Here is a 17,427-nt window from a genome sequence, read left to right as displayed (position 1 = left end):
AATGCGCCAAGCGATTCAGCGCATTGCGTTTTGCGCCCTGCTGTCGGCTGCCGCTACCGCCCCTGTCCTTTCCGCGGACCTCCCCGCCGGCTTCGTTCGGCTGGCCGACATCGATCCCACCATCCGGCAGGACATCCGCTATGCCCGCACAGACAATTTCCTGCGCCGCAAGGCGGCCGGCTACGACGCGCCAGTATGCATCCTCACCGGGCGAGCGGCGGAAGCGCTCTCCGGCGTCCAGAAAGCGATTGCCGCCAAAGGCCTGACGCTGGTGGTCTTTGACTGCTACCGCCCTGCGCGCGCCGTCTCCGACATGGGCGAATGGACGAGGGAAGGCGGAGCACCCGACCCGCAATGGTATCCGGCGGTCAAGCGAAAGGACCTCATCGCCAAAGGCTATGTCGGTGAACTGTCGACGCATTCGCGCGGCTCGACCGTCGATGTCGCCATCGCGCGAGTCGACCGCAACACCGCTCCGAAACCGGCCTGTGGCGCGCCCGATGCCGACACGCTCGATTTCGGCACCGGCTTCGACTGTTTCGATCCGATGAGCGAAACGGCGCACCGTCCGCTCGCCGGGGAAGCAACCGCAAATCGCAAGAGGCTTGTCGAGGCCATGCGCGCCGGCGGCTTCAGGAATTATGCCCGCGAATGGTGGCATTTCACGCTGGAAAACGAGCCGTTTCCAACGCAGCGCTTCGATTTTCCCCTCACCGCCGACTAAATCACTGATCGCTCCGAAGCAAATCGCGTCCAGACCACATCGAGCCATTGCCGAGGCGCGACCTTTCTCCAGATAGATCGCTTCTGAGCCCGGATTCGGCACCCCGGCGTCGAGAGGAAAGAATTTCTTCACAAGGCCGAAGATCGGCGGAAAATTGCTTCGAACGGACAAAAAAAGCAACATTGAGTGCATCTAATTTCTACCAATTCAGTAGATTTGAAGCGATATCAACGGAGGCGTAAATGACCAATCCTCATTTCAGGAAACTGCTCGGCGCCCTGGTCGCTGCATCGGTCCAATTCGGAACACTCGGTTTCGCGTTTGCCGATACCACCATCCTCAACGTGTCCTATGATCCGACGCGTGAGCTGTACAAGCAATTCGACGAGGCCTTTGTCGCCCACTGGAAGGCCGAGACCGGTGAGACGGTAACCGTCCAGCAATCGCATGGCGGGTCGGGCGCACAGGCCCGCGCCGTGATCGACGGCCTTGACGCCGACGTGGTGACTTTGGCGCTCGAAGGCGACATCAACGCCATCGTCTCGAAATCGAAGAAGATCAATCCCGACTGGCGGACCAAGTTCGAGAACAATTCGGCGCCCTACACCTCGACCATCGTCTTCCTCGTCCGCAAAGGCAACCCGAAGGGCATCCAGGACTGGGGCGATCTGGTCAAGGACGACGTCCAGGTGATCACCCCGAACCCCAAGACCTCGGGCGGCGCACGCTGGAACTACCTCGCCGCCTGGGCCTACGCCAACGCCAAGGATGGCGGTGACGAGGCCAAGACCAAGGAATTCGTCGGCAACCTCTACGCCCATGTCCCGGTGCTCGACACCGGCGCGCGCGGCGCGACCGTAACCTTCGCGCAAAAGGGCCTGGGCGACGTGCTGCTGGCCTGGGAAAACGAGGCCTATCTGGCGCTCGATGAGTTCGGCGCCGACAATTTCGACATAGTCTACCCGCCGACCTCGATCCTGGCCGAGCCGCCGGTCGCTGTGGTCGACGCCAATGTCGATGCCAAGGGCACGCGAAAAGTCGCCGAAGCCTATCTGAGCTACCTCTACTCCAAGGAAGGCCAGACGCTGATCGCCAAGAACCATTATCGCCCGTCGAAGCCCGACCTGGTGCCGGCGGAGGACCTCGCCAAACTGCCGGAGATCAAGCTGATCACCATCGACGATCCACTTTTTGGCGGTTGGAAGAAAGCGCAGCCTTACCATTTCGGCGATGGTGGTATATTCGACCAGATCTATAAGCCGGCCCAGTAGACCCAGTAAGCTAGACTCTAGATCAGGACGACATGACCACAGCACCCGCCAAGGCGGGGTGGCGGTTCAGACAGCCGAGCGTCATTCCGGGTTTCGGATTGACACTCGGCTTCTCGCTTGCCTACCTCACGCTCATCATCCTCATTCCCCTGTCGGGGCTGATCTGGCGATCGGCCGCGCTCGGCTGGGCCGATTTCTGGGCGATCGCCACCGATCGCCGCACCATCAACGCGCTTGAAATCAGTTTTGGCACCGCCTTCATTGCCGCCGCGGTCAATGTCGTCTTCGGCACGATCGTCGCCTGGGTGCTGGTGCGCTACAACTTTCCTGGCCGCCGCATCGTCGATGCCATGGTCGACCTGCCCTTCGCGTTGCCGACGGCGGTGGCCGGCATCGCGCTGACCACGCTCTACGCGCCGAATGGCTGGCTCGGCAGCCTGCTGGCGCCGCTCGGCATCAAGGTCGCCTACACGCCGCTCGGCATCGTCATAGCGCTGATCTTCATCGGCCTGCCCTTCGTCGTGCGCACCGTCCAGCCGATCATGGAGGAGATCGACAAGGAGGTGGAGGAAGTGGCCGCGACGCTCGGCGCCAACCGCTTCCAGACCATCGCCCGGGTTCTGCTTCCGGGCCTGGCGCCGGCCATCGTCACCGGTTTCGCGCTGGCTTTCGCACGCGGTGTCGGCGAGTACGGCTCCGTCATCTTCATCGCCGGCAATCTGCCCTACAAATCCGAGATCGCGCCGCTTCTGATCGTCATCCGGCTGGAGGAATACAATTATGCGGCGGCGACCGCGATCGCGGCGATCATGCTCGCTTTGTCGTTCGTGATGCTGCTGGTCATCAATCTGGTGCAGACGTGGAGCCGCAAGCGCTATGGCTGATCCGGAGATCAAATCCTACGCACCACACCACGAAAGTCAGTCGGCGGCAGTGACCGAAAGCCGCCCGGCGAAAGCCGTGCTGATGATCGTGACCTTTGCCTTCCTCGGCATTTTCCTGCTCTTGCCGCTGATCGTCGTCTTCAACGAAGCCTTCGCAAAAGGTCTCAGTGCTTATACGGAGGCGCTGACCAACCCAGACACGCGCTCGGCGATCCACCTGACACTGCTGGTGGCGGCGATCTCGGTGCCACTCAACGTCGTCTTCGGCATCTCCGCCGCTTGGGCGATCGCCAAGTTCGAGTTCAAGGGCAAGGCCTTCCTCACCACGCTCATCGACCTGCCGTTTTCGGTCTCGCCGGTCATTTCCGGCCTGGTCTATGTGCTTTTGTTCGGCGCACAGGGCCTGCTCGGCGCCTGGCTGAAGGCGCATGGCATCGTCATCCTGTTTGCCGTGCCGGGCATCGTGCTCGCCACCATCTTCGTCACCTTCCCCTTCGTCGCCCGCGAACTGATTCCATTGATGCAGGAACAGGGCAATGGCGACGAGGAGGCAGCGCTGTCGCTCGGCGCCAATGGCTGGCAGGCGTTCTGGTACGTGACGCTGCCCAACGTCAAATGGGGGCTGCTCTACGGCGTCTTGTTGTGCAATGCCCGCGCCATGGGCGAGTTCGGCGCGGTCTCCGTCGTGTCGGGCCACATACGCGGATTGACCAACACCATGCCGCTGCATGTCGAAATCCTTTATAACGAGTACAATGCCGCAGCCGCCTTCGCCGTCGCTTCACTGCTTGCGGGCCTGGCGCTCGTCACGCTGGTCTTGAAAACACTTCTCGAGATGCGCTACGGCGCCGAGCTCGCCGCGACGCGCGGACACTGAAAAAAAGGGACGGTTGATGGAAGTTCGCGTTGCCAACGTGCGCAAGGAGTTTGAACGGTTTCCGGCGCTTCACGACGTTTCGCTCGACATCAAGTCCGGCGAGCTGATCGCGCTGCTCGGGCCTTCCGGCTCCGGCAAGACGACGCTGCTCAGGCTGATAGCCGGGCTGGAGCGGCCGACGAAAGGAAAGATCTTCTTTGGCGAGGAGGATGCGTCGCAAAAGTCGATCCAGGAGCGCAATGTCGGCTTCGTTTTCCAGCATTATGCGCTGTTTCGCCATATGACGGTCGCCGACAATATCGGCTTCGGCTTAAAAGTTCGGCACGGGCCGACACGTCCGTCGGCGCAGGAAATCCGCCGCCGTGCATCCGAGCTTCTCGACCTCGTCCAGCTTTCCGGCTTGGAGAAGCGCTATCCGGCGCAGCTTTCGGGCGGCCAGCGCCAGCGTGTGGCGCTTGCCCGCGCGATGGCGATCGAACCGGCCGTGCTTTTGCTCGACGAGCCGTTCGGCGCGCTCGACGCCCAAGTCCGCCGCGAGTTGCGCCGCTGGCTGCGCGACATCCATGACGCCACCGGCCACACCACGGTCTTCGTCACCCATGACCAGGAAGAAGCGCTGGAGCTTGCCGACCGCGTGGTGGTGATGAGCCAGGGCAGCATCGAGCAGGTCGGCACCGCCGATGAAATCTACGACACGCCGAACTCGCCCTTCGTCTACGGCTTCATCGGCGAATCGAGCTCGCTTCCCGTCAAGGTCGAGGACGGCCTGGTCTGGATCGCCGACCGCCCGATCGGGCTCTCCGCGCCGCAGGCGCCGCAAGGCGAAGCGACGCTGTTCTTCCGTCCGCACGACGTCGAACTGGTAGACGAATGCAACGGCTGCATCGCCGGCACGGTCGCCGCCAGCCGCCGCGTCGCCGGCACCAGACGGGTGGAGCTCGAAATTGGCGGCGAGCGTCAGCGGGTCGAGGTTGAGCTGCCCGTCGACCATCCGGCGGCGCAGAAAAGCCGGGTGGCGTTCAGGCCGCGGCGCTGGAAGCTTTTTCCGGCCGCTTAGCCACAAGGCGATTGTGAATCCGGGCTGACGGTGGTCGCCTCTTTCATGCTGAGCGGCATCGACAACCTGTGTATCTACTTCATCACCTCACTAGGAAGGTGATTGGAAAAGCACCGGCGGCATGGCAGACCCGCACCGAAATGACTACGCTTGGAAGAAAATGCTAGCGATAGGCTGTTTCGGCAACGCTTTTTCTCACAGCGACGCCGTAGATCCGGCTAGCATGCCTCGTCGCGTCAGGCACCGCCCGACTATTCTTCGGCATTCGATGAACGGCAATATTTTAGGGAGCTTGTTTCATGAAGCGATTTTTGCTTGGCGTCGCGACATTGGCCGGCCTGTTCCTCCTGGCATCCTCCCAAGCCTGGTCGGCCGACAAATTGCTGAACGCGTCCTACGATGTCGGTCGCGAACTGTTTGCGCAGGTGAACAAGGCCTTCGTCGCCGAGCACCCCGGCGTGACCATCGATCAGTCGCATGCCGGGACGTCGGCACAGGCACGTGCCATCGCCGAGGGCCTCGGCGCCGATGTCGTCACCTTCAATCAGGTCATCGACATCGACTTCCTGGTCTCGAAGGGTCTTATCTCCGCCGACTGGCAGAAGGATTTTCCCGACAACGCCTCGCCTTTCTATTCGCTGCCGTCCTTCCTGGTGCGCGCCGGCAACCCGAAGAACATCAAGGATTGGAACGATCTCGTGCGCGACGACGTGCAGGTGATCTTCCCCAATCCGAAAACGTCGGGTAATGCGCGCTACACCTATCTTGCGGCCACCGCCTACGCAAAGGAAGCCTTCAAGGGCGACGACGCCAAGGTGAAGGAATTCGTCACCAAACTGTTCAACAATGTCCCGATCTTCGACTCCGGCGGGCGCGCCGCGACCACCACCTTCGTGCAGCGCGAGATCGGCGACGTGCTGATCACCTTCGAGTCGGAAACGCGCGGCGTCCGCAGGGAGTATGGCGATGACAAGTTCGAGCAGGTGACGCCTTCGGTCAGCCTGCTGGCGGAGTTTCCGGTGGCGATTGTCGACACGGTCGCCGACGAGCATGGCACGCGTGATCTCGCCAGGACTTATCTCGACTTCCTCTACACGCCGCAGGGCCAGGACATCGCCGCCCGCAACGGACTGAGGGCTCGCGACGCGGCGGTCGCCGCCAAATACAAGGCTGAGTTTCCCGATGTCCGCCTGCTGACGGTGGAGGACGTCTTCGGCGGCTGGGCCAAGGTCCAGGCCGAGCATTTCGCCGCGGGCGGATTGCTCGACCAGACTTATGGCAGCCGCTGAGCAAGCGATCTTCGAACTTGAAGCGAAAGCCGGCTTTGCCGGCTTTCTTCGTTTTCGCGGTCAGGAAAGGTGATTTCGCGCATTTCCGGGCGCACCATCCAAAACGTCACGAAGAATCAACGTGTTTGTGCCTACTGTGCCATCAGACGGCTTGTTTTCGCGAAACTGCATCGTGCGACCAAACGTCATGATTTACACACAAACAACCGCCAGATGCGGGCGGTTGGGGTTTTCATGAACTGAATCGGGCATGCTTACCAAAAAAGGCAAATACGGCCTCAAGGCCCTCGTGCATCTGTCAGGCTTGCCGGTCGGTCAGCTCGCATTCGTCAACGACATTGCCGTCGCCAACAACATCCCGAAGAAATTCCTGGATGCCATTCTGGGCGAATTGCGCAATGCCGGCTTCGTCCAGAGCCGCAAGGGCAAGGAAGGCGGCTATCGCCTCGCCCGGCCGGCCTCCGAGATCAAGATCGGCCACGTCGTGCGTGTCCTCGACGGGCCGCTGGCGCCAATCCCTTGCGCCAGCCGCACCCAATATCAGCGATGCGAGGATTGCGACGAGGCGACATGCCAGGTCCGGAATATGATGCTGGAGGTGCGCCAGGCGATCGCCGAGGTGCTGGACAATCGCAGCCTCGCCGCGATGCGCGATGCCGACAATGACGATTTTCCAGTCGAGCTGACATCGCAGATCTGATCAGGCGCCCCTGAAGCGGATCCGCGCCGGCACCGGCTCAGGAATTCGCCTCGAACAGGCTCACGACGTCGCCGACAACGTCGGCGATCGGGCGCGTCGCATCGAGCGTCAATGCGTTCTCGTCGCCTGCCGGAGCTTCTAGCGTGGCGAACTGGCTGTCGACCAGGCTCGCCGGCATGAAATGGCCCTGGCGGGAGCCGACACGCCGCTTTGCGGTCGCGGGATCGATTTCCAGATAGAGGAAAACGATGTCCTGGCAAAAGCCGCGCAGACGCTCGCGGTAGCTGCGCTTCAGCGCCGAGCACGCGGCGACGACGCCCTGCCCATCGCCGACCGATCCGGCAATACGCCGGCCGATCGCGTCGAGCCAGCCTTCCCGCAATGCGTCGGTCAGCGGCTCGCCTCTTGCCATGCGCGCGACGTTTTCCGGCGGGTGCAGCCGGTCGCCCTCGACGAAGATGGCGCCCAACGCTGCGGCCAGCGCTTCGCCGACGGCCGACTTGCCACAACCGGCGACGCCCATCACCACGACGGCCGGTGCGGACCGGACGGCATCCCTCTGCATTTGTGCTGCCTTTTCGTCCACGAGTCAGCGGCTGGCCGGCGCGCGGCCGTAAAGCAGGAGCATGGCGACAATGACGACGCCGTAGATGATCTGCCGCCCCGCCTCCGGCATCTGCATGACCGAAAGAATGGATTGCAAAAGCGTGATCAGGATGACGCCGGCGACCGTGCCGAGATAGGAACCGCGGCCGCCGAGGATCGAGGTGCCGCCAAGCACGACCGCCGCGATCGACGGCAGGAGATAGGCGTCGCCCATCGACTGCGCCGCCTTGGAGGCATAGCCGGCCAGAAGCACGCCGCCGAAGGCGGAGAGCCCGCCGGACACGGCGAAGGCGATCAGCACCACGCGCCGCGTGTCGATGCCGGAGAGATAGGCGGCGCGCTCGCGGTTGCCGATGCCGTAGACCGTGCGGCCGAAGCCGGTGCGGGTCAGCACGAAGACCGTCGCAGCACCGATCAGCGCCCAGATGACGACGGCGTTGGGCACGCCCGGAATGGCGAAGCCGGTCGCCAGATAGCGCATCGCCCGGGTTGCCGAATCCTGCGGCGAGAAGCCGCCCGTATAGACCACCATCAGCCCTTGCGCGACGGCATTGGTGGCGAGCGTGATGATCATCGAAGGAATGCGCAGATAAGCGACGCCGATGCCGTTGACGACGCCGATCGCGACACCGCAGAAAATGCCGAACGGGATCGCCAGCGCCACGCCGACCGGGCCGTAGGCGGCGGCCGCACAGGCCATCATTGCGCCCGCCGCCACCGACCACGGCACCGACAGGTCGATCTGGCCGAGCAGGATGACCAGCATCATGCCGGTGGCGATGACGCCGAGAAACGAGGCCACCTTGAGCTGCTGCAGCAGATATTCCGGCGACAGAAAGCTGCGCGAATAGAGGCTGCCGACAAACAGCAGCAGCACGATGCAGGCAAAGGCGGTCAGCACCGCGGGATCAGCGCGGCGGATGAATTTCGGCATGCGGCCGGCGATGCCGCCGATGGTCGTTTCGCTCACAGGAACCACTCCAGCCGGTTGCGGACCCTGAACAGGGCGAAGGCGCCGAGGCTGACGGCGATCAGCAGGATGACGCCCTGGAACAGCGGCTGCCAGAGCGGATCGAAATCGAAGACGAAGAGCAGGTCGCCGATGGTGCGGAATGCGAGCGCGCCGAAGATGGCGCCGATGGCGCTGCCCTTGCCGCCGAACAATGAGACGCCGCCAAGCACCACGGCGGCGATCGAGAACAGCGTATAGGCATTGCCGCTGGCATAGGCCGCCTCGCCCGTATAGGTGAAGAAGGTCAGGAACAGCCCGCCGATCGCGGCCAGCAGGCCGGCGAGCGCATAGGCGGCGAACTTGCCGCGGCGGATCGGCACGCCGGACATGTAGGCCGCCGTCTCCGACGATCCCGCGGCATAGGCCGCGCGGCCGAGCACCGATCGGCTGAACGGCACCCAGACCACGAGCACGACGGCCAGCAGCGCCACCAAGCTCGCCGGCACCACGCCGAACAGCCGCCCGGTCAGCGCGTCGGCGAGATCCTCGTTGACCGAGCCGCCCGGGAACGGCCGAAGCAGCAGCGCGATGCCGAAATAGACCGCACCGGTGGCGATGGTGGTGACGATCGGCTGCAGCCTTCCGTAGATGACGATGGCGCCGTTGATCGCCCCGCACAGCAGCCCGGTGCCGAGCACCGCGACGACGCCGAACGCGGTTTCGATGCCGGTGCCGATGACCAGCCATGAGGCCAGGCAGTTGGTCAGCAGAAAGATCATGCCGACGGAAAGGTCGATGCCGGCGGTGATCACCACCAGCGTCTGCGCCATGGCGACGAAGGCGAGCAGCACGCCCTTGTTCGAGGCCGTCTGCACGACATTGGCGGTAAAGCCCGCCGGATGGTTCGAGGTGTAGATCGTAAACATCACGATGAAGATGCCGAACGCCAGCAGCGTTCCGCGTTGTTCGGCAAGCCAGTAGCGCCAGTCCTTCACGCGTCCGCTCCTTGGCCAACAGGCATCTCTTCGCCATGGATGTTGAGCGCGCTGGCGATCAGCGCCCGCTCGGTGATCTCGGAGCCGACCAGCTCGCGCTTGACTGCTCCGTCATAGAGCACCAGCACCCGGTCGCAGCAGCCGATCAGCTCGTCATAGTCGGTCGAGTAAAACAGGATCGCCGCGCCTTGGTCGGCAAGCTTGCGCATCAGCTGATACAGTTCCTGCTTGGTGCCGACATCGATGCCCCGCGTCGGGTCGTTGAGCAGGATGATGCGTGGCTGCCGCATCAGCCATTTGGCGATGACGACCTTCTGCTGGTTGCCGCCGGACAGTGCGCCGACCGGAATGTCGAGGCCTGCCGTCTTGATCGCCAGCAGAGCCACCATGTCGTCGATCAGCCGCTGCTCGGCGGCACGGTCGATGATGCCGGCTCTGGACAGCCGGTCGAGTGCGGCGAAGGAGAGGTTTTCGCGCACCGTCATCGGCAGCATCAGGCCTTCCGTCTTGCGGTCTTCCGGGATCAGCGCCATGCCGATCCGGTCACCGCGCGCCTTGGCCGGGCTGGCGATCGCCACCGGTTTGCCGTCGATCAATATCTGCCCGCTGAGGCCGCGCAGCACGCCGAAGAAGGCGAGCAGCAATTCGCGCTGGCCCTGGCCGTCGAGACCGCCGAGGCCGACGACCTCGCCTGCGCCGACCGACAGCGAGATATTGTCCAGCCGGTCGGTCCAGGAAAGCTTGCGCGCCTCCAGCACGGGCGCGGCGGTGGCCGGCGCGCGCACCGGCTTCGGTGGGAAAATATGGCTGTATTCGCGGCCGATCATCAGCTCGACGACTTCATTGTCGCTCTTTGTGCCTGCTGCGTAGCTGGCGACATTGCGGCCGTTGCGGAAGACCGTGCACTGGTCGGCAAGCTCGACGATCTCGTTCATGCGATGCGAGATGTAGAGCAGCGCCAGCCCTTCCCAGCGCAGCCGCTTCAGCACGCCGAAAATCTTGGCGACGTCGGCCGCGGTCAGCGCCGAGGTCGCCTCGTCGAGGATCAGGATGCGCGGCTTGCGTGCCAGCGCCTTGGCGATCTCGACCATCTGCCTTCTTGAAAGCGGAAGATCTTTGACCAGCGCCAGCGGGTGGATATCGGCAGCGCCCGCGCGCGCCAGGGCTTCTTCCGCGATGCGTCGCTGCGCCTTGCGGTCGATCATGCCGAAGCGTTTCGGCGGATCGGAAATGACGATGTTGTCGGCAACGCTGAGTTCGGGGACGAGCGACAGTTCCTGGAAAATGCAGACGATGCCGGCCTGGTTGGCCGCGGCCGGCGAAGCGAAGCTCACCTCGCTTCCGTCCAGCATCATGCGGCCTTCGTCAGGCGCGACGACGCCGGCCATGACCTTGATCAGCGTCGATTTGCCGGCGCCGTTTTCGCCGAGGATGGCGTGAATGCTGCCTGGAGTTACCGAAAGCTCGGCCTTTTCCAGCGCCCGCACACCGCCATAGCGCTTGGATATGCCCTCCATGCGGAAGAGCGGAACCGCACCGTCCATCGGCCCCTCCCAAGGCGCTTGTTCTTCGGGACCGGCGCCGCGGGATTATCCCGCGGCGCCGAGCGGTCAGTCTATTGGTTTTCCTTGCTCTGGCCCATGATTTCCTGCGCCGTGAAATTGATGCCGCAGGTCGGGAAAGAGTTGCCGACGAAGAAATTGTCGGACTGGTCGGGGAAATAGTCCTCGCCTTCTTTGAAGTTCGGATCCTCGACGATCGCCAGCGGCAGCTTCACCGCTTGCGGGACGACCTGGCCTTCGAGCGCTGCGATTGCCGTCTTGATGGCGACCGCCACCTGTGCGGGGCCGGTTCCGGCCGACGAACATTTCAGCCCGTCTGCGGCAAACTTGGCGCAGAATTTGCGGAAGCCGTTCTCCGTTTCGCCGCCGAACGGCACGAACGGATGCTTGGCGTCGATCATCGCCTGGACGATGCCGGTGTCGCCGCCCTGCCCGGTGACGCCGTCGAAGGGGCCGTTGGTGGCGATCGCGTCGGCCGAGGCCTTTTGCGCCACGCCATCGTCCCATTTGCCGATGACTTCGGTGACCTCCCACTTCTTGCCGGAAGCATCGAGGACCTCGTGGATGCCGTTATGGCGGTCGGTGTCGACCGAGGTGCCGGCAACGCCGCGCACTTCGAGGATCTTGCCACCATTGGGAATATGCTTGATCAGCCAGTTGGCCCACAACTCGCCAAGGCCTTTCTGATCGACATTGACGTTGATGGCGTCCTTGGTGTCGAGAATGTTGTCGAAGGCGACCAGCACGACGCCGGCTTCCTTGGCGCGCTTGATGACCGGTCCGAACGCCGTCGGATTCTGCGCGTTGACGACGATCGCGTCATAGCCGGAATCGATGAAGTTGTTGATCGCCGAAATCTGCGCCGGCACGTCTTCGCCGGTCGAGACGACCTTGAATTCCTTCAGTTTCGCCGCGACCTCCGGCTGCGCCGCATAGGCCTTCGCCGTCTGCACCATCTGGATGCGCCAGGTGTTTGCGATGTAGCCATTGGCGAGCGCGATGCGGTACGGGCCTTCCTTCTTGGGAAACTTGAAGAACTGCGTGTCGGCCGCCCACGGCGCGAAGCAGTCCGGCTCGGCGGACGGGCCTTTGACGATTTCGGCTTCGGCGAGCGCCGACGAACTCAGCATAACGAATGCAGTGGCGGCAACGATGCCACCAACGAGTGACTTGATCATCGATATTCCTCCCAGTTGCAGTTTCTGATCGTTCTTACGCGTCTCGCGTCCGGCCCGGCACCTCCCGCCTTGCCTACGCGCTTTCAGGTGGCCAATGCCGACCCGATCTCCTCCCTCGTCAATCAGTAAACCGGAGGAAAAACTATCATATTATACATAATAAACAAGCATTACCTGTCGCTTATGTATAATAAACAGACTCCGATCTTTTGGCGAGTTTTCGCCCAGAGATAAATGGTAGCGCTACCATGACGCGGTGTAAAGCGGCATTTCGCGATGCCTGCAAAGCGCTTCAACGGGCAGTGCCTTTAGCGGGCAGTGCTCTCGCGGCACTTGAGTTCGAAGCCGAGATCGACGACCGGCACTTGCGGCCGCTTGCCTGCAATCGCCCCGAGCGCCATGGCGACAGACAGCCGGCCGATCTCGTAGCGAGGCGTCCGGATGCTGGTGACCGATGGAAAAGCCACTTCCATCATGTCGAGATCGTTGAAGCCTGTGATGCCGATCGTCTTCGGCACGGCGATCGAGGCGCGGTGGCACTCGAACAGTACGCCGAGCGCAATGTCGTCATTGTTGCAGAAAACCCCGTCGAGCATCGGCACCTTGGCCAGCGCGTCACGAAACAGTTCGCGGCCGAGAGTCACGCTGGACGGCACCGGCGTGGTGGTGATCAGCCGCGCGTCGAACAGACTGGCCGCCTCCATCGCCGCGCGATACCCTGCCAGACGACGCTGCGAGCGCGGGTCCATGCGCGCGCCGATGAAGCCGATGCGGCGATAGCCCATTTCGATCATGTGCTCCGTCGCCGCCTTGCCGCCGTCGAAATGCGAGAAGCCGACCATCATGTCAACCGGATCGGGCCCGGTCTCCATGACCTGTACCACCGGGCAGCCGGCCGTCTCGAGCAGTCTTCGCGACGTTGGCGTCTGGTCGATGCCCGCCACGATCAGCGCCGCCGGGCGCTGCGGGCCGAACACCTGCAGCAGTCGTTCCTCCTCGAGGCCGGAATAATGGGTATTGCCGAGCTGGATACGGTAGGAACTGTCGGACAGGCTGTCATAGATGCCGCGCAGCACTTCGGCAAAGACGCTGTTGGTGAGCGACGGCACCAGCACGCCAAAGACCTCGGCGCGCGCCGAAGCCAGCGCCCGCGCATTCGGGTCGGGCAGATAGCCGAGCTCATCGACAGCCGCCTGGATCTGGCGGCGCAGATCTTCCGAAACACGCCCTGGCTCGCGCAAGGCGCGGGAAACCGTGATGGCGCCGACACCGGCCTTACGCGCGACATCGGCGATCGTCGGACGGCCGCCGCCGCGGCGCGAGCGCGGTTTGGTCACAGCCTTGTCCCGACCGCGTCGCCTTCGCCGAAGCGCGGCCACGAAATGCTGTTCAGCGTCTTTGCCACTATCGCCATGCCAACCCGACTTGCCGCACCCGTCTGGCGTCGCGCAGCCTTACCCCATTGTCAAGCTAACCGGCCAGGACAGCTACCCGAACTCGGGTAGCGCCACAGTTTGAATTTCGGCTGTGGGTGGTGAGCGGGCGTCTTGTCGTCCACCGTGCTCAGGCTTCTATGCCGTGCGTCGTCCGCTGCGCCACCTCGTGGCATACGGCAACGCGAACAAGTAGAGACCGCTGAGCATGAGCAAGGCGATCGGGATCAGCGGCATGAGGTACACCCAGTAGGCGGACTCGACACCTACGCCCAAGGTGATGAAGATGGCAGCGACGACCGCCGTAAAAATGATCGACAACCAGCGGTGGAGTTGCCGAATCCACGTGTTCCGGTTCATGAGCACCTCCTCTGAAGACGAGCTGAAGCGGATCGGGCGACCCGCTTGGCGCCAGCCTTCTTGCAAGCTTGTTTGATTTGATGACGTCTTGTTGGCCATTGCCCGTTGGCGCCGGCACGCCTTACTCTATCCGCGCCAGGACCTGCTCCAGGTTCGCAAAGAACCGCTGCCACCCATATTGGGCACCCTGGTAGTACTGATGCTGATCCGGCCGGAAGCCCAACTGCTCCATGCGCAGATGGGTCCCCGTGCTCGTAGGGGTGAGCGTCCACGTGACGACACTTTTGAGATCCTTGGTATCCCACGTGTAAGACAGCGTCTTGTTGGGTTCGACTGCCTGGACCTGGCAGTCGACCGCCCCCCAATCTGCACTGAGATTGAAACGGTGCCCCTCGTCTGGCTTGAAATCGTTCTTCATCAGCCACTCCTCGATCAGGTGTGATTGCGTGAGCGCGCGCCAGATCTTTTCCGGCGGAAAAGCGACCTCCCGTTCGACAATGACGGCGCGCGTTTCGGTCTCAGTATTGGTCATTGGTCCATCCTTTTGAGCAAATCTTCGAGGTTGTCGAACCGGCTTTGCCAGAACCCAGCCATTTGGTTTGTCCAGTCGATCAGCGGCGCCAAGGCGCCGAGCTCCGCGCTATAGTGCGTGTTGCGGCCTTCGTGGCGGTCGCGCACCAACCCGGCCTGCTTCAGGACCCCAAGATGCTTTGACACGGCCGGTTGCGACACCCCGGCCCGAGCGGTCAGGGCCGCGACTGTCTGGTCTCCGTAGCGACACAGTCGCTCGAAAATGGCCCGTCGGGTCGGATCGGCAAGCGTTCTGAAGAGGATCTCGTGGGGCTGCGACATGGCAATCGATAACTCGCTGGCTATTTGATAAATCCAATAACCGCCGAGATATGTATAAGTCAAGCAGGAACATGGACCGGCATCCGCGGCACAGGAGCCACCGCCGGTCTTGCTACCAACGATTGCGCAATGTCATTCCGCTCGGGGTCGTGAGCAAACTCGGACACCACCCGCCAGCGGGGTCAGTGCTCAGGCCATCGCCGCGGCGCTGCGCCGCGCCTTCCACAGCAGCAGCACCATGGCCGCTATGTTCAGCAGGTTCCAGGCAATGCCGTTGAGGAATGCGGCGGCGTAGGAGCCGGTCAGATCGTAGATCCAGCCCGACATCCAGCCGCCGACCGCCATGCCGAAGATAGTCGCCATCATGACGATGCCGACGCGTTGGCCGGCCTCTTTGGCGGGCATATATTCGCGCACGATGATGGCATAGCAAGGCACGATGCCGCCCTGCGACAGGCCGAAAACCAGCGAGACGACGTAAAGCGACGCGAGCCCGTCGAAGGGGATATAGAACAACAGCGACAGGGCTTGCAGCACCGAGCCGATCAGCAGGGTTTTCACGCCGCCAATGCGATCGGCAAGCAAACCGGACGCCAGCCGGCTGACGACTCCCGCCGCCAGCATGATCGACAGCATGTCGGCGCCTCGCGCAACGCCGTAGCCGAGGTCCATGCAATAGGCGACGATATGGACCTGAGGCATCGACATCGCCACGCAGCAGCCAAGGCCGGCGACGACGAGCAGCACCTGCAGGGCTGCCGGTGACAATGAGATCGGCTGGACGGGCCGGCTGCCGGGCGAACCGGGAGCGGCGGCACGTGGTGCGCCACGCCTGAGCAGCAGGATCAGCGGTACCATGGTCGCGAGGCAGACGATGCCGATCGCGGCATAGGTGAAACGCCAGCCTTCGGCCTGCATGACAAAGGGCATCGCCAACGGCCAGATCGCCCCGGCGAGATAGTTGCCGGCGGCGGCAGCCGTCACCGCGACGCCGCGGCGGCGGTTGAACCAGTGCGAGATGTCGGCGATCAGCGGCCCGAAAATCGCCGACGTGCCGACGCCGATCAAAAGCCCCTGGACAAGGGTGAACTGCAGGATCGAAGTGGTCAGCGACGCCAGCAGGAAACCGGCGCCGAGCGCCACCGAGGCAATGAGCGCCGGGATCCAGTAGCCCATGCGGTCGATGGCGCGGCCGACCAGCACATTTCCGGCTGCGAAGCCGACCATGGTCGCGGTATAGGGCATCGACGCGGCGGCGCGATCGACGCCGAATTCGGCCTGCACGGCGGGCAGCACCACGACCACCGCCCACATGCCGACGCCGCCGATGGTCGCCAGCAGCACCGAAATGCCGAGCCGCATCCAGGCATAGGCGCTGTCGATGCCGGGGCTGCTTGCCTGGCTGGAGACGGTTGTGGTCAAGGCGTTTCCTGTCGGGGTTCTGCGAAATCGACCGGTTCGACATCACTACCGGCACATTGGCGACGCCGTGCAGCGCCACATCCCTCAAATCCGTGGTTCCAGGGATGTAAGCTGAGGTGGAACAGGGGCTGCCGTCCCGGAGTTTTCCATCAACGCACCAATGGAAGGAGTTTGTTATGACCGCGAAAAGGAAATGGTCGGCCGAGGTGACCGAGCACAGCGATGCGCTGGACCTCGAGGAACATATCTTCGAATCACACGACCCCAAGAAGATCGCAGCCTCGCTGAAGCGATCGGCCGAGCACAGCGACCGGCGCAAGGCCGAGCCGTTCCAGTCTGCCATGTCGATGCTGAATTTCTACATCAACCGTGCCGGCAAGAACCTGCCGGCCAAGCAGAAGAAAGTGCTGGAGGATGCCAAGGACGAACTGCGCGCCGCCTTTGGTCGCCCGAGAGAAGATTAGAGGATCGAATTACCTCGACTTGATGACGCCGTCGGTGTTGGCCAACAGCTTGCGGACCGCGTTGCGCGCCGCATCCGGCCGCTGCAGGCGGATGTTCCTTTCGATCGCCTCGTGCAGCTTCTGGGCGTGCTGCAAATCGTCCAGTTCCCGCGTCGTATAGGCGAACAGATGATCGAATGCCGATTCGATCAGCACGCCGAGCGGCACAAGGAGGTCGTTGCCCGAGGCGCGCAGGATGGCGAGGTGAAAACGGGTGTCGGCACGTGTGCGCTCCTGCAGCGTCGTCGCTTGGCCCATCTCCCGGCAGGCTTGGCTGATCTCGGCCATCTGCTCGTCTGTGCGCCGCATCGCGGCAAAGGCGGTCGCTTCCGGCTCGATGATGTGGCGGAATTCCTGCACCGTTTTCAGGAACACCTCGCGGTCGGGCGATGTCGCGTACCAGGCCAGCACGTCGCGATCGAGCAGGTTCCAGCGCTCTTTTGGTTCGACCCAGCTGCCGATCTTCGGGCGCGAGGCCAGCAGGCTCTTGGCCATCAGCATCTTGATCGCTTCGCGCACCGCCGAGCGACTGACGTCGAAGGTCTCCGACCATTTCGCTTCATTGGGCAGGATGGTGCCCGGCGGATAGTCGCCGCGCACGATCCTGAGACCAATCTCATTGGCCAGCGACGCATGCACGCTCGATCCAGGCATCCGCGCCGCATCGGCACGGCGAACGACTGCCGCGCGCTCGGCGGCCGCCGCCTTGGCCCGTGTTTTTCCCTTATTCGGCTTGCCGTCCCGCATGTGCTCACAAAGTCC

At 63.1% G+C, this 17,427-nt stretch carries 19 protein-coding genes; 8 read left to right on the top strand and 11 right to left on the bottom strand.

The window, feature by feature from the left end:
- Position 1 precedes the first annotated feature (1 nt).
- From EN807_RS15700 to EN807_RS15670, 7 genes are all read left to right on the top strand, one after another.
- The gene (locus EN807_RS15700) at positions 2-724 is read left to right on the top strand and encodes a M15 family metallopeptidase (protein ID WP_135935579.1); all 723 of its coding nucleotides are present in this window, start codon (positions 2-4) and stop codon (positions 722-724) included.
- Positions 725-966: 242 nt separating this feature from the next.
- A complete protein-coding gene (locus tag EN807_RS15695) occupies positions 967-1,995 on the top strand; it encodes a sulfate ABC transporter substrate-binding protein (protein ID WP_135935578.1) in 1,029 nt (342 codons plus the stop codon).
- Positions 1,996-2,027: 32 nt separating this feature from the next.
- Positions 2,028-2,879, top strand: coding sequence for a sulfate ABC transporter permease subunit CysT (cysT, locus tag EN807_RS15690; RefSeq protein ID WP_127314946.1), 852 nt, complete (start codon positions 2,028-2,030; stop codon positions 2,877-2,879).
- The gene (gene cysW, locus EN807_RS15685; RefSeq protein WP_029351598.1) at positions 2,872-3,756 is read left to right on the top strand and encodes a sulfate ABC transporter permease subunit CysW; all 885 of its coding nucleotides are present in this window, start codon (positions 2,872-2,874) and stop codon (positions 3,754-3,756) included. Before cysT ends, cysW begins: the two co-directional genes overlap by 8 nt.
- A gap of 16 nt (positions 3,757-3,772) precedes the next feature.
- Positions 3,773-4,813 (top strand): sulfate/molybdate ABC transporter ATP-binding protein, encoded by a 1,041-nt coding sequence (locus tag EN807_RS15680; protein WP_135935577.1) that lies wholly within the window; start codon positions 3,773-3,775, stop codon positions 4,811-4,813.
- Positions 4,814-5,112: 299 nt separating this feature from the next.
- Positions 5,113-6,102 (top strand): sulfate ABC transporter substrate-binding protein, encoded by a 990-nt coding sequence (locus tag EN807_RS15675; RefSeq protein WP_135935576.1) that lies wholly within the window; start codon positions 5,113-5,115, stop codon positions 6,100-6,102.
- 250 nt (positions 6,103-6,352) lie between these two features.
- On the top strand, positions 6,353-6,802 hold the full coding sequence (locus tag EN807_RS15670) for an Rrf2 family transcriptional regulator (protein ID WP_029351604.1): 450 nt from the start codon (positions 6,353-6,355) through the stop codon (positions 6,800-6,802).
- Between the two features lie 37 nt (positions 6,803-6,839).
- On the opposite strand, the gene EN807_RS15665 is transcribed toward EN807_RS15670, so the two are convergent.
- The 10 genes from EN807_RS15665 to EN807_RS15620 form a co-directional block, all read right to left on the bottom strand.
- Positions 6,840-7,367, bottom strand: a complete 528-nt coding sequence (locus EN807_RS15665) for a gluconokinase (RefSeq protein ID WP_135935575.1) — start codon at positions 7,365-7,367, stop codon at positions 6,840-6,842.
- Positions 7,368-7,391: 24 nt separating this feature from the next.
- Complete coding sequence (locus EN807_RS15660; protein WP_135935574.1) at positions 7,392-8,378, bottom strand: ABC transporter permease; 987 nt, start codon at positions 8,376-8,378, stop codon at positions 7,392-7,394.
- Positions 8,375-9,355, bottom strand: a complete 981-nt coding sequence (locus EN807_RS15655; RefSeq protein WP_029351610.1) for an ABC transporter permease — start codon at positions 9,353-9,355, stop codon at positions 8,375-8,377. The genes EN807_RS15660 and EN807_RS15655 overlap by 4 nt, the downstream gene beginning before the upstream one ends.
- Entirely contained in the window at positions 9,352-10,899 is a 1,548-nt protein-coding gene (locus EN807_RS15650) for a sugar ABC transporter ATP-binding protein (RefSeq protein ID WP_135935573.1), read from the bottom strand. The genes EN807_RS15655 and EN807_RS15650 overlap by 4 nt, the downstream gene beginning before the upstream one ends.
- A 71-nt stretch (positions 10,900-10,970) precedes the next feature.
- Positions 10,971-12,095, bottom strand: coding sequence for a sugar ABC transporter substrate-binding protein (locus EN807_RS15645; RefSeq protein WP_135935572.1), 1,125 nt, complete (start codon positions 12,093-12,095; stop codon positions 10,971-10,973).
- A gap of 308 nt (positions 12,096-12,403) precedes the next feature.
- Positions 12,404-13,432, bottom strand: coding sequence for a LacI family DNA-binding transcriptional regulator (locus tag EN807_RS15640; RefSeq protein WP_135935571.1), 1,029 nt, complete (start codon positions 13,430-13,432; stop codon positions 12,404-12,406).
- A 234-nt stretch (positions 13,433-13,666) separates the two neighbouring features.
- The gene (locus tag EN807_RS15635; RefSeq protein ID WP_135935897.1) at positions 13,667-13,888 is read right to left on the bottom strand and encodes a hypothetical protein; all 222 of its coding nucleotides are present in this window, start codon (positions 13,886-13,888) and stop codon (positions 13,667-13,669) included.
- A 121-nt stretch (positions 13,889-14,009) separates the two neighbouring features.
- Positions 14,010-14,420, bottom strand: coding sequence for an SRPBCC domain-containing protein (locus EN807_RS15630; RefSeq protein ID WP_135935570.1), 411 nt, complete (start codon positions 14,418-14,420; stop codon positions 14,010-14,012).
- A complete protein-coding gene (locus tag EN807_RS15625) occupies positions 14,417-14,740 on the bottom strand; it encodes a metalloregulator ArsR/SmtB family transcription factor (RefSeq protein ID WP_135935569.1) in 324 nt (107 codons plus the stop codon). Before EN807_RS15625 ends, EN807_RS15630 begins: the two co-directional genes overlap by 4 nt.
- A 189-nt stretch (positions 14,741-14,929) precedes the next feature.
- Positions 14,930-16,102: an MFS transporter gene (locus EN807_RS15620; RefSeq protein WP_135935896.1), complete on the bottom strand. Its 1,173-nt coding sequence runs from the start codon at positions 16,100-16,102 to the stop codon at positions 14,930-14,932.
- A 236-nt stretch (positions 16,103-16,338) separates the two neighbouring features.
- On the opposite strand from EN807_RS15620, the gene EN807_RS15615 reads away from it, so the two are divergent.
- Positions 16,339-16,626, top strand: coding sequence for a DUF3175 domain-containing protein (locus EN807_RS15615; protein WP_127314957.1), 288 nt, complete (start codon positions 16,339-16,341; stop codon positions 16,624-16,626).
- A gap of 9 nt (positions 16,627-16,635) precedes the next feature.
- Here the strand turns inward: EN807_RS15615 and EN807_RS15610 are convergent, their stop codons facing one another.
- Positions 16,636-17,412 (bottom strand): FadR/GntR family transcriptional regulator, encoded by a 777-nt coding sequence (locus tag EN807_RS15610; protein ID WP_135935568.1) that lies wholly within the window; start codon positions 17,410-17,412, stop codon positions 16,636-16,638.
- Positions 17,413-17,427: the final 15 nt, after the last annotated feature.

The organism is Mesorhizobium sp. M5C.F.Ca.ET.164.01.1.1 (assembly GCF_004792125.1).
In the GTDB taxonomy this organism is placed as follows: Bacteria; Pseudomonadota; Alphaproteobacteria; order Rhizobiales; family Rhizobiaceae; genus Mesorhizobium; species Mesorhizobium wenxiniae.
This window is presented reverse-complemented; position numbering and strand designations above follow the sequence as displayed.

What these genes read in the sequence shown, in the direction of transcription:
- EN807_RS15700 (WP_135935579.1), top strand. Translation starts at nt 2, where the DNA reads ATGCGCCAAGCGATTCAGCGCATTGCGTTTTGCGCCCTGCTGTCGGCT.
- EN807_RS15695 (WP_135935578.1), top strand. Translation starts at nt 967, where the DNA reads ATGACCAATCCTCATTTCAGGAAACTGCTCGGCGCCCTGGTCGCTGCA.
- cysT (WP_127314946.1), top strand. Translation starts at nt 2,028, where the DNA reads ATGACCACAGCACCCGCCAAGGCGGGGTGGCGGTTCAGACAGCCGAGC.
- cysW (WP_029351598.1), top strand. Translation starts at nt 2,872, where the DNA reads ATGGCTGATCCGGAGATCAAATCCTACGCACCACACCACGAAAGTCAG.
- EN807_RS15680 (WP_135935577.1), top strand. Translation starts at nt 3,773, where the DNA reads ATGGAAGTTCGCGTTGCCAACGTGCGCAAGGAGTTTGAACGGTTTCCG.
- EN807_RS15675 (WP_135935576.1), top strand. Translation starts at nt 5,113, where the DNA reads ATGAAGCGATTTTTGCTTGGCGTCGCGACATTGGCCGGCCTGTTCCTC.
- EN807_RS15670 (WP_029351604.1), top strand. Translation starts at nt 6,353, where the DNA reads ATGCTTACCAAAAAAGGCAAATACGGCCTCAAGGCCCTCGTGCATCTG.
- EN807_RS15665 (WP_135935575.1), bottom strand. Translation starts at nt 7,367, where the DNA reads ATGCAGAGGGATGCCGTCCGGTCCGCACCGGCCGTCGTGGTGATGGGC.
- EN807_RS15650 (WP_135935573.1), bottom strand. Translation starts at nt 10,899, where the DNA reads ATGGACGGTGCGGTTCCGCTCTTCCGCATGGAGGGCATATCCAAGCGC.
- EN807_RS15645 (WP_135935572.1), bottom strand. Translation starts at nt 12,095, where the DNA reads ATGATCAAGTCACTCGTTGGTGGCATCGTTGCCGCCACTGCATTCGTT.
- EN807_RS15635 (WP_135935897.1), bottom strand. Translation starts at nt 13,888, where the DNA reads ATGAACCGGAACACGTGGATTCGGCAACTCCACCGCTGGTTGTCGATC.
- EN807_RS15630 (WP_135935570.1), bottom strand. Translation starts at nt 14,420, where the DNA reads ATGACCAATACTGAGACCGAAACGCGCGCCGTCATTGTCGAACGGGAG.
- EN807_RS15625 (WP_135935569.1), bottom strand. Translation starts at nt 14,740, where the DNA reads ATGTCGCAGCCCCACGAGATCCTCTTCAGAACGCTTGCCGATCCGACC.
- EN807_RS15620 (WP_135935896.1), bottom strand. Translation starts at nt 16,102, where the DNA reads ATGCGGCTCGGCATTTCGGTGCTGCTGGCGACCATCGGCGGCGTCGGC.
- EN807_RS15615 (WP_127314957.1), top strand. Translation starts at nt 16,339, where the DNA reads ATGACCGCGAAAAGGAAATGGTCGGCCGAGGTGACCGAGCACAGCGAT.
- EN807_RS15610 (WP_135935568.1), bottom strand. Translation starts at nt 17,412, where the DNA reads ATGCGGGACGGCAAGCCGAATAAGGGAAAAACACGGGCCAAGGCGGCG.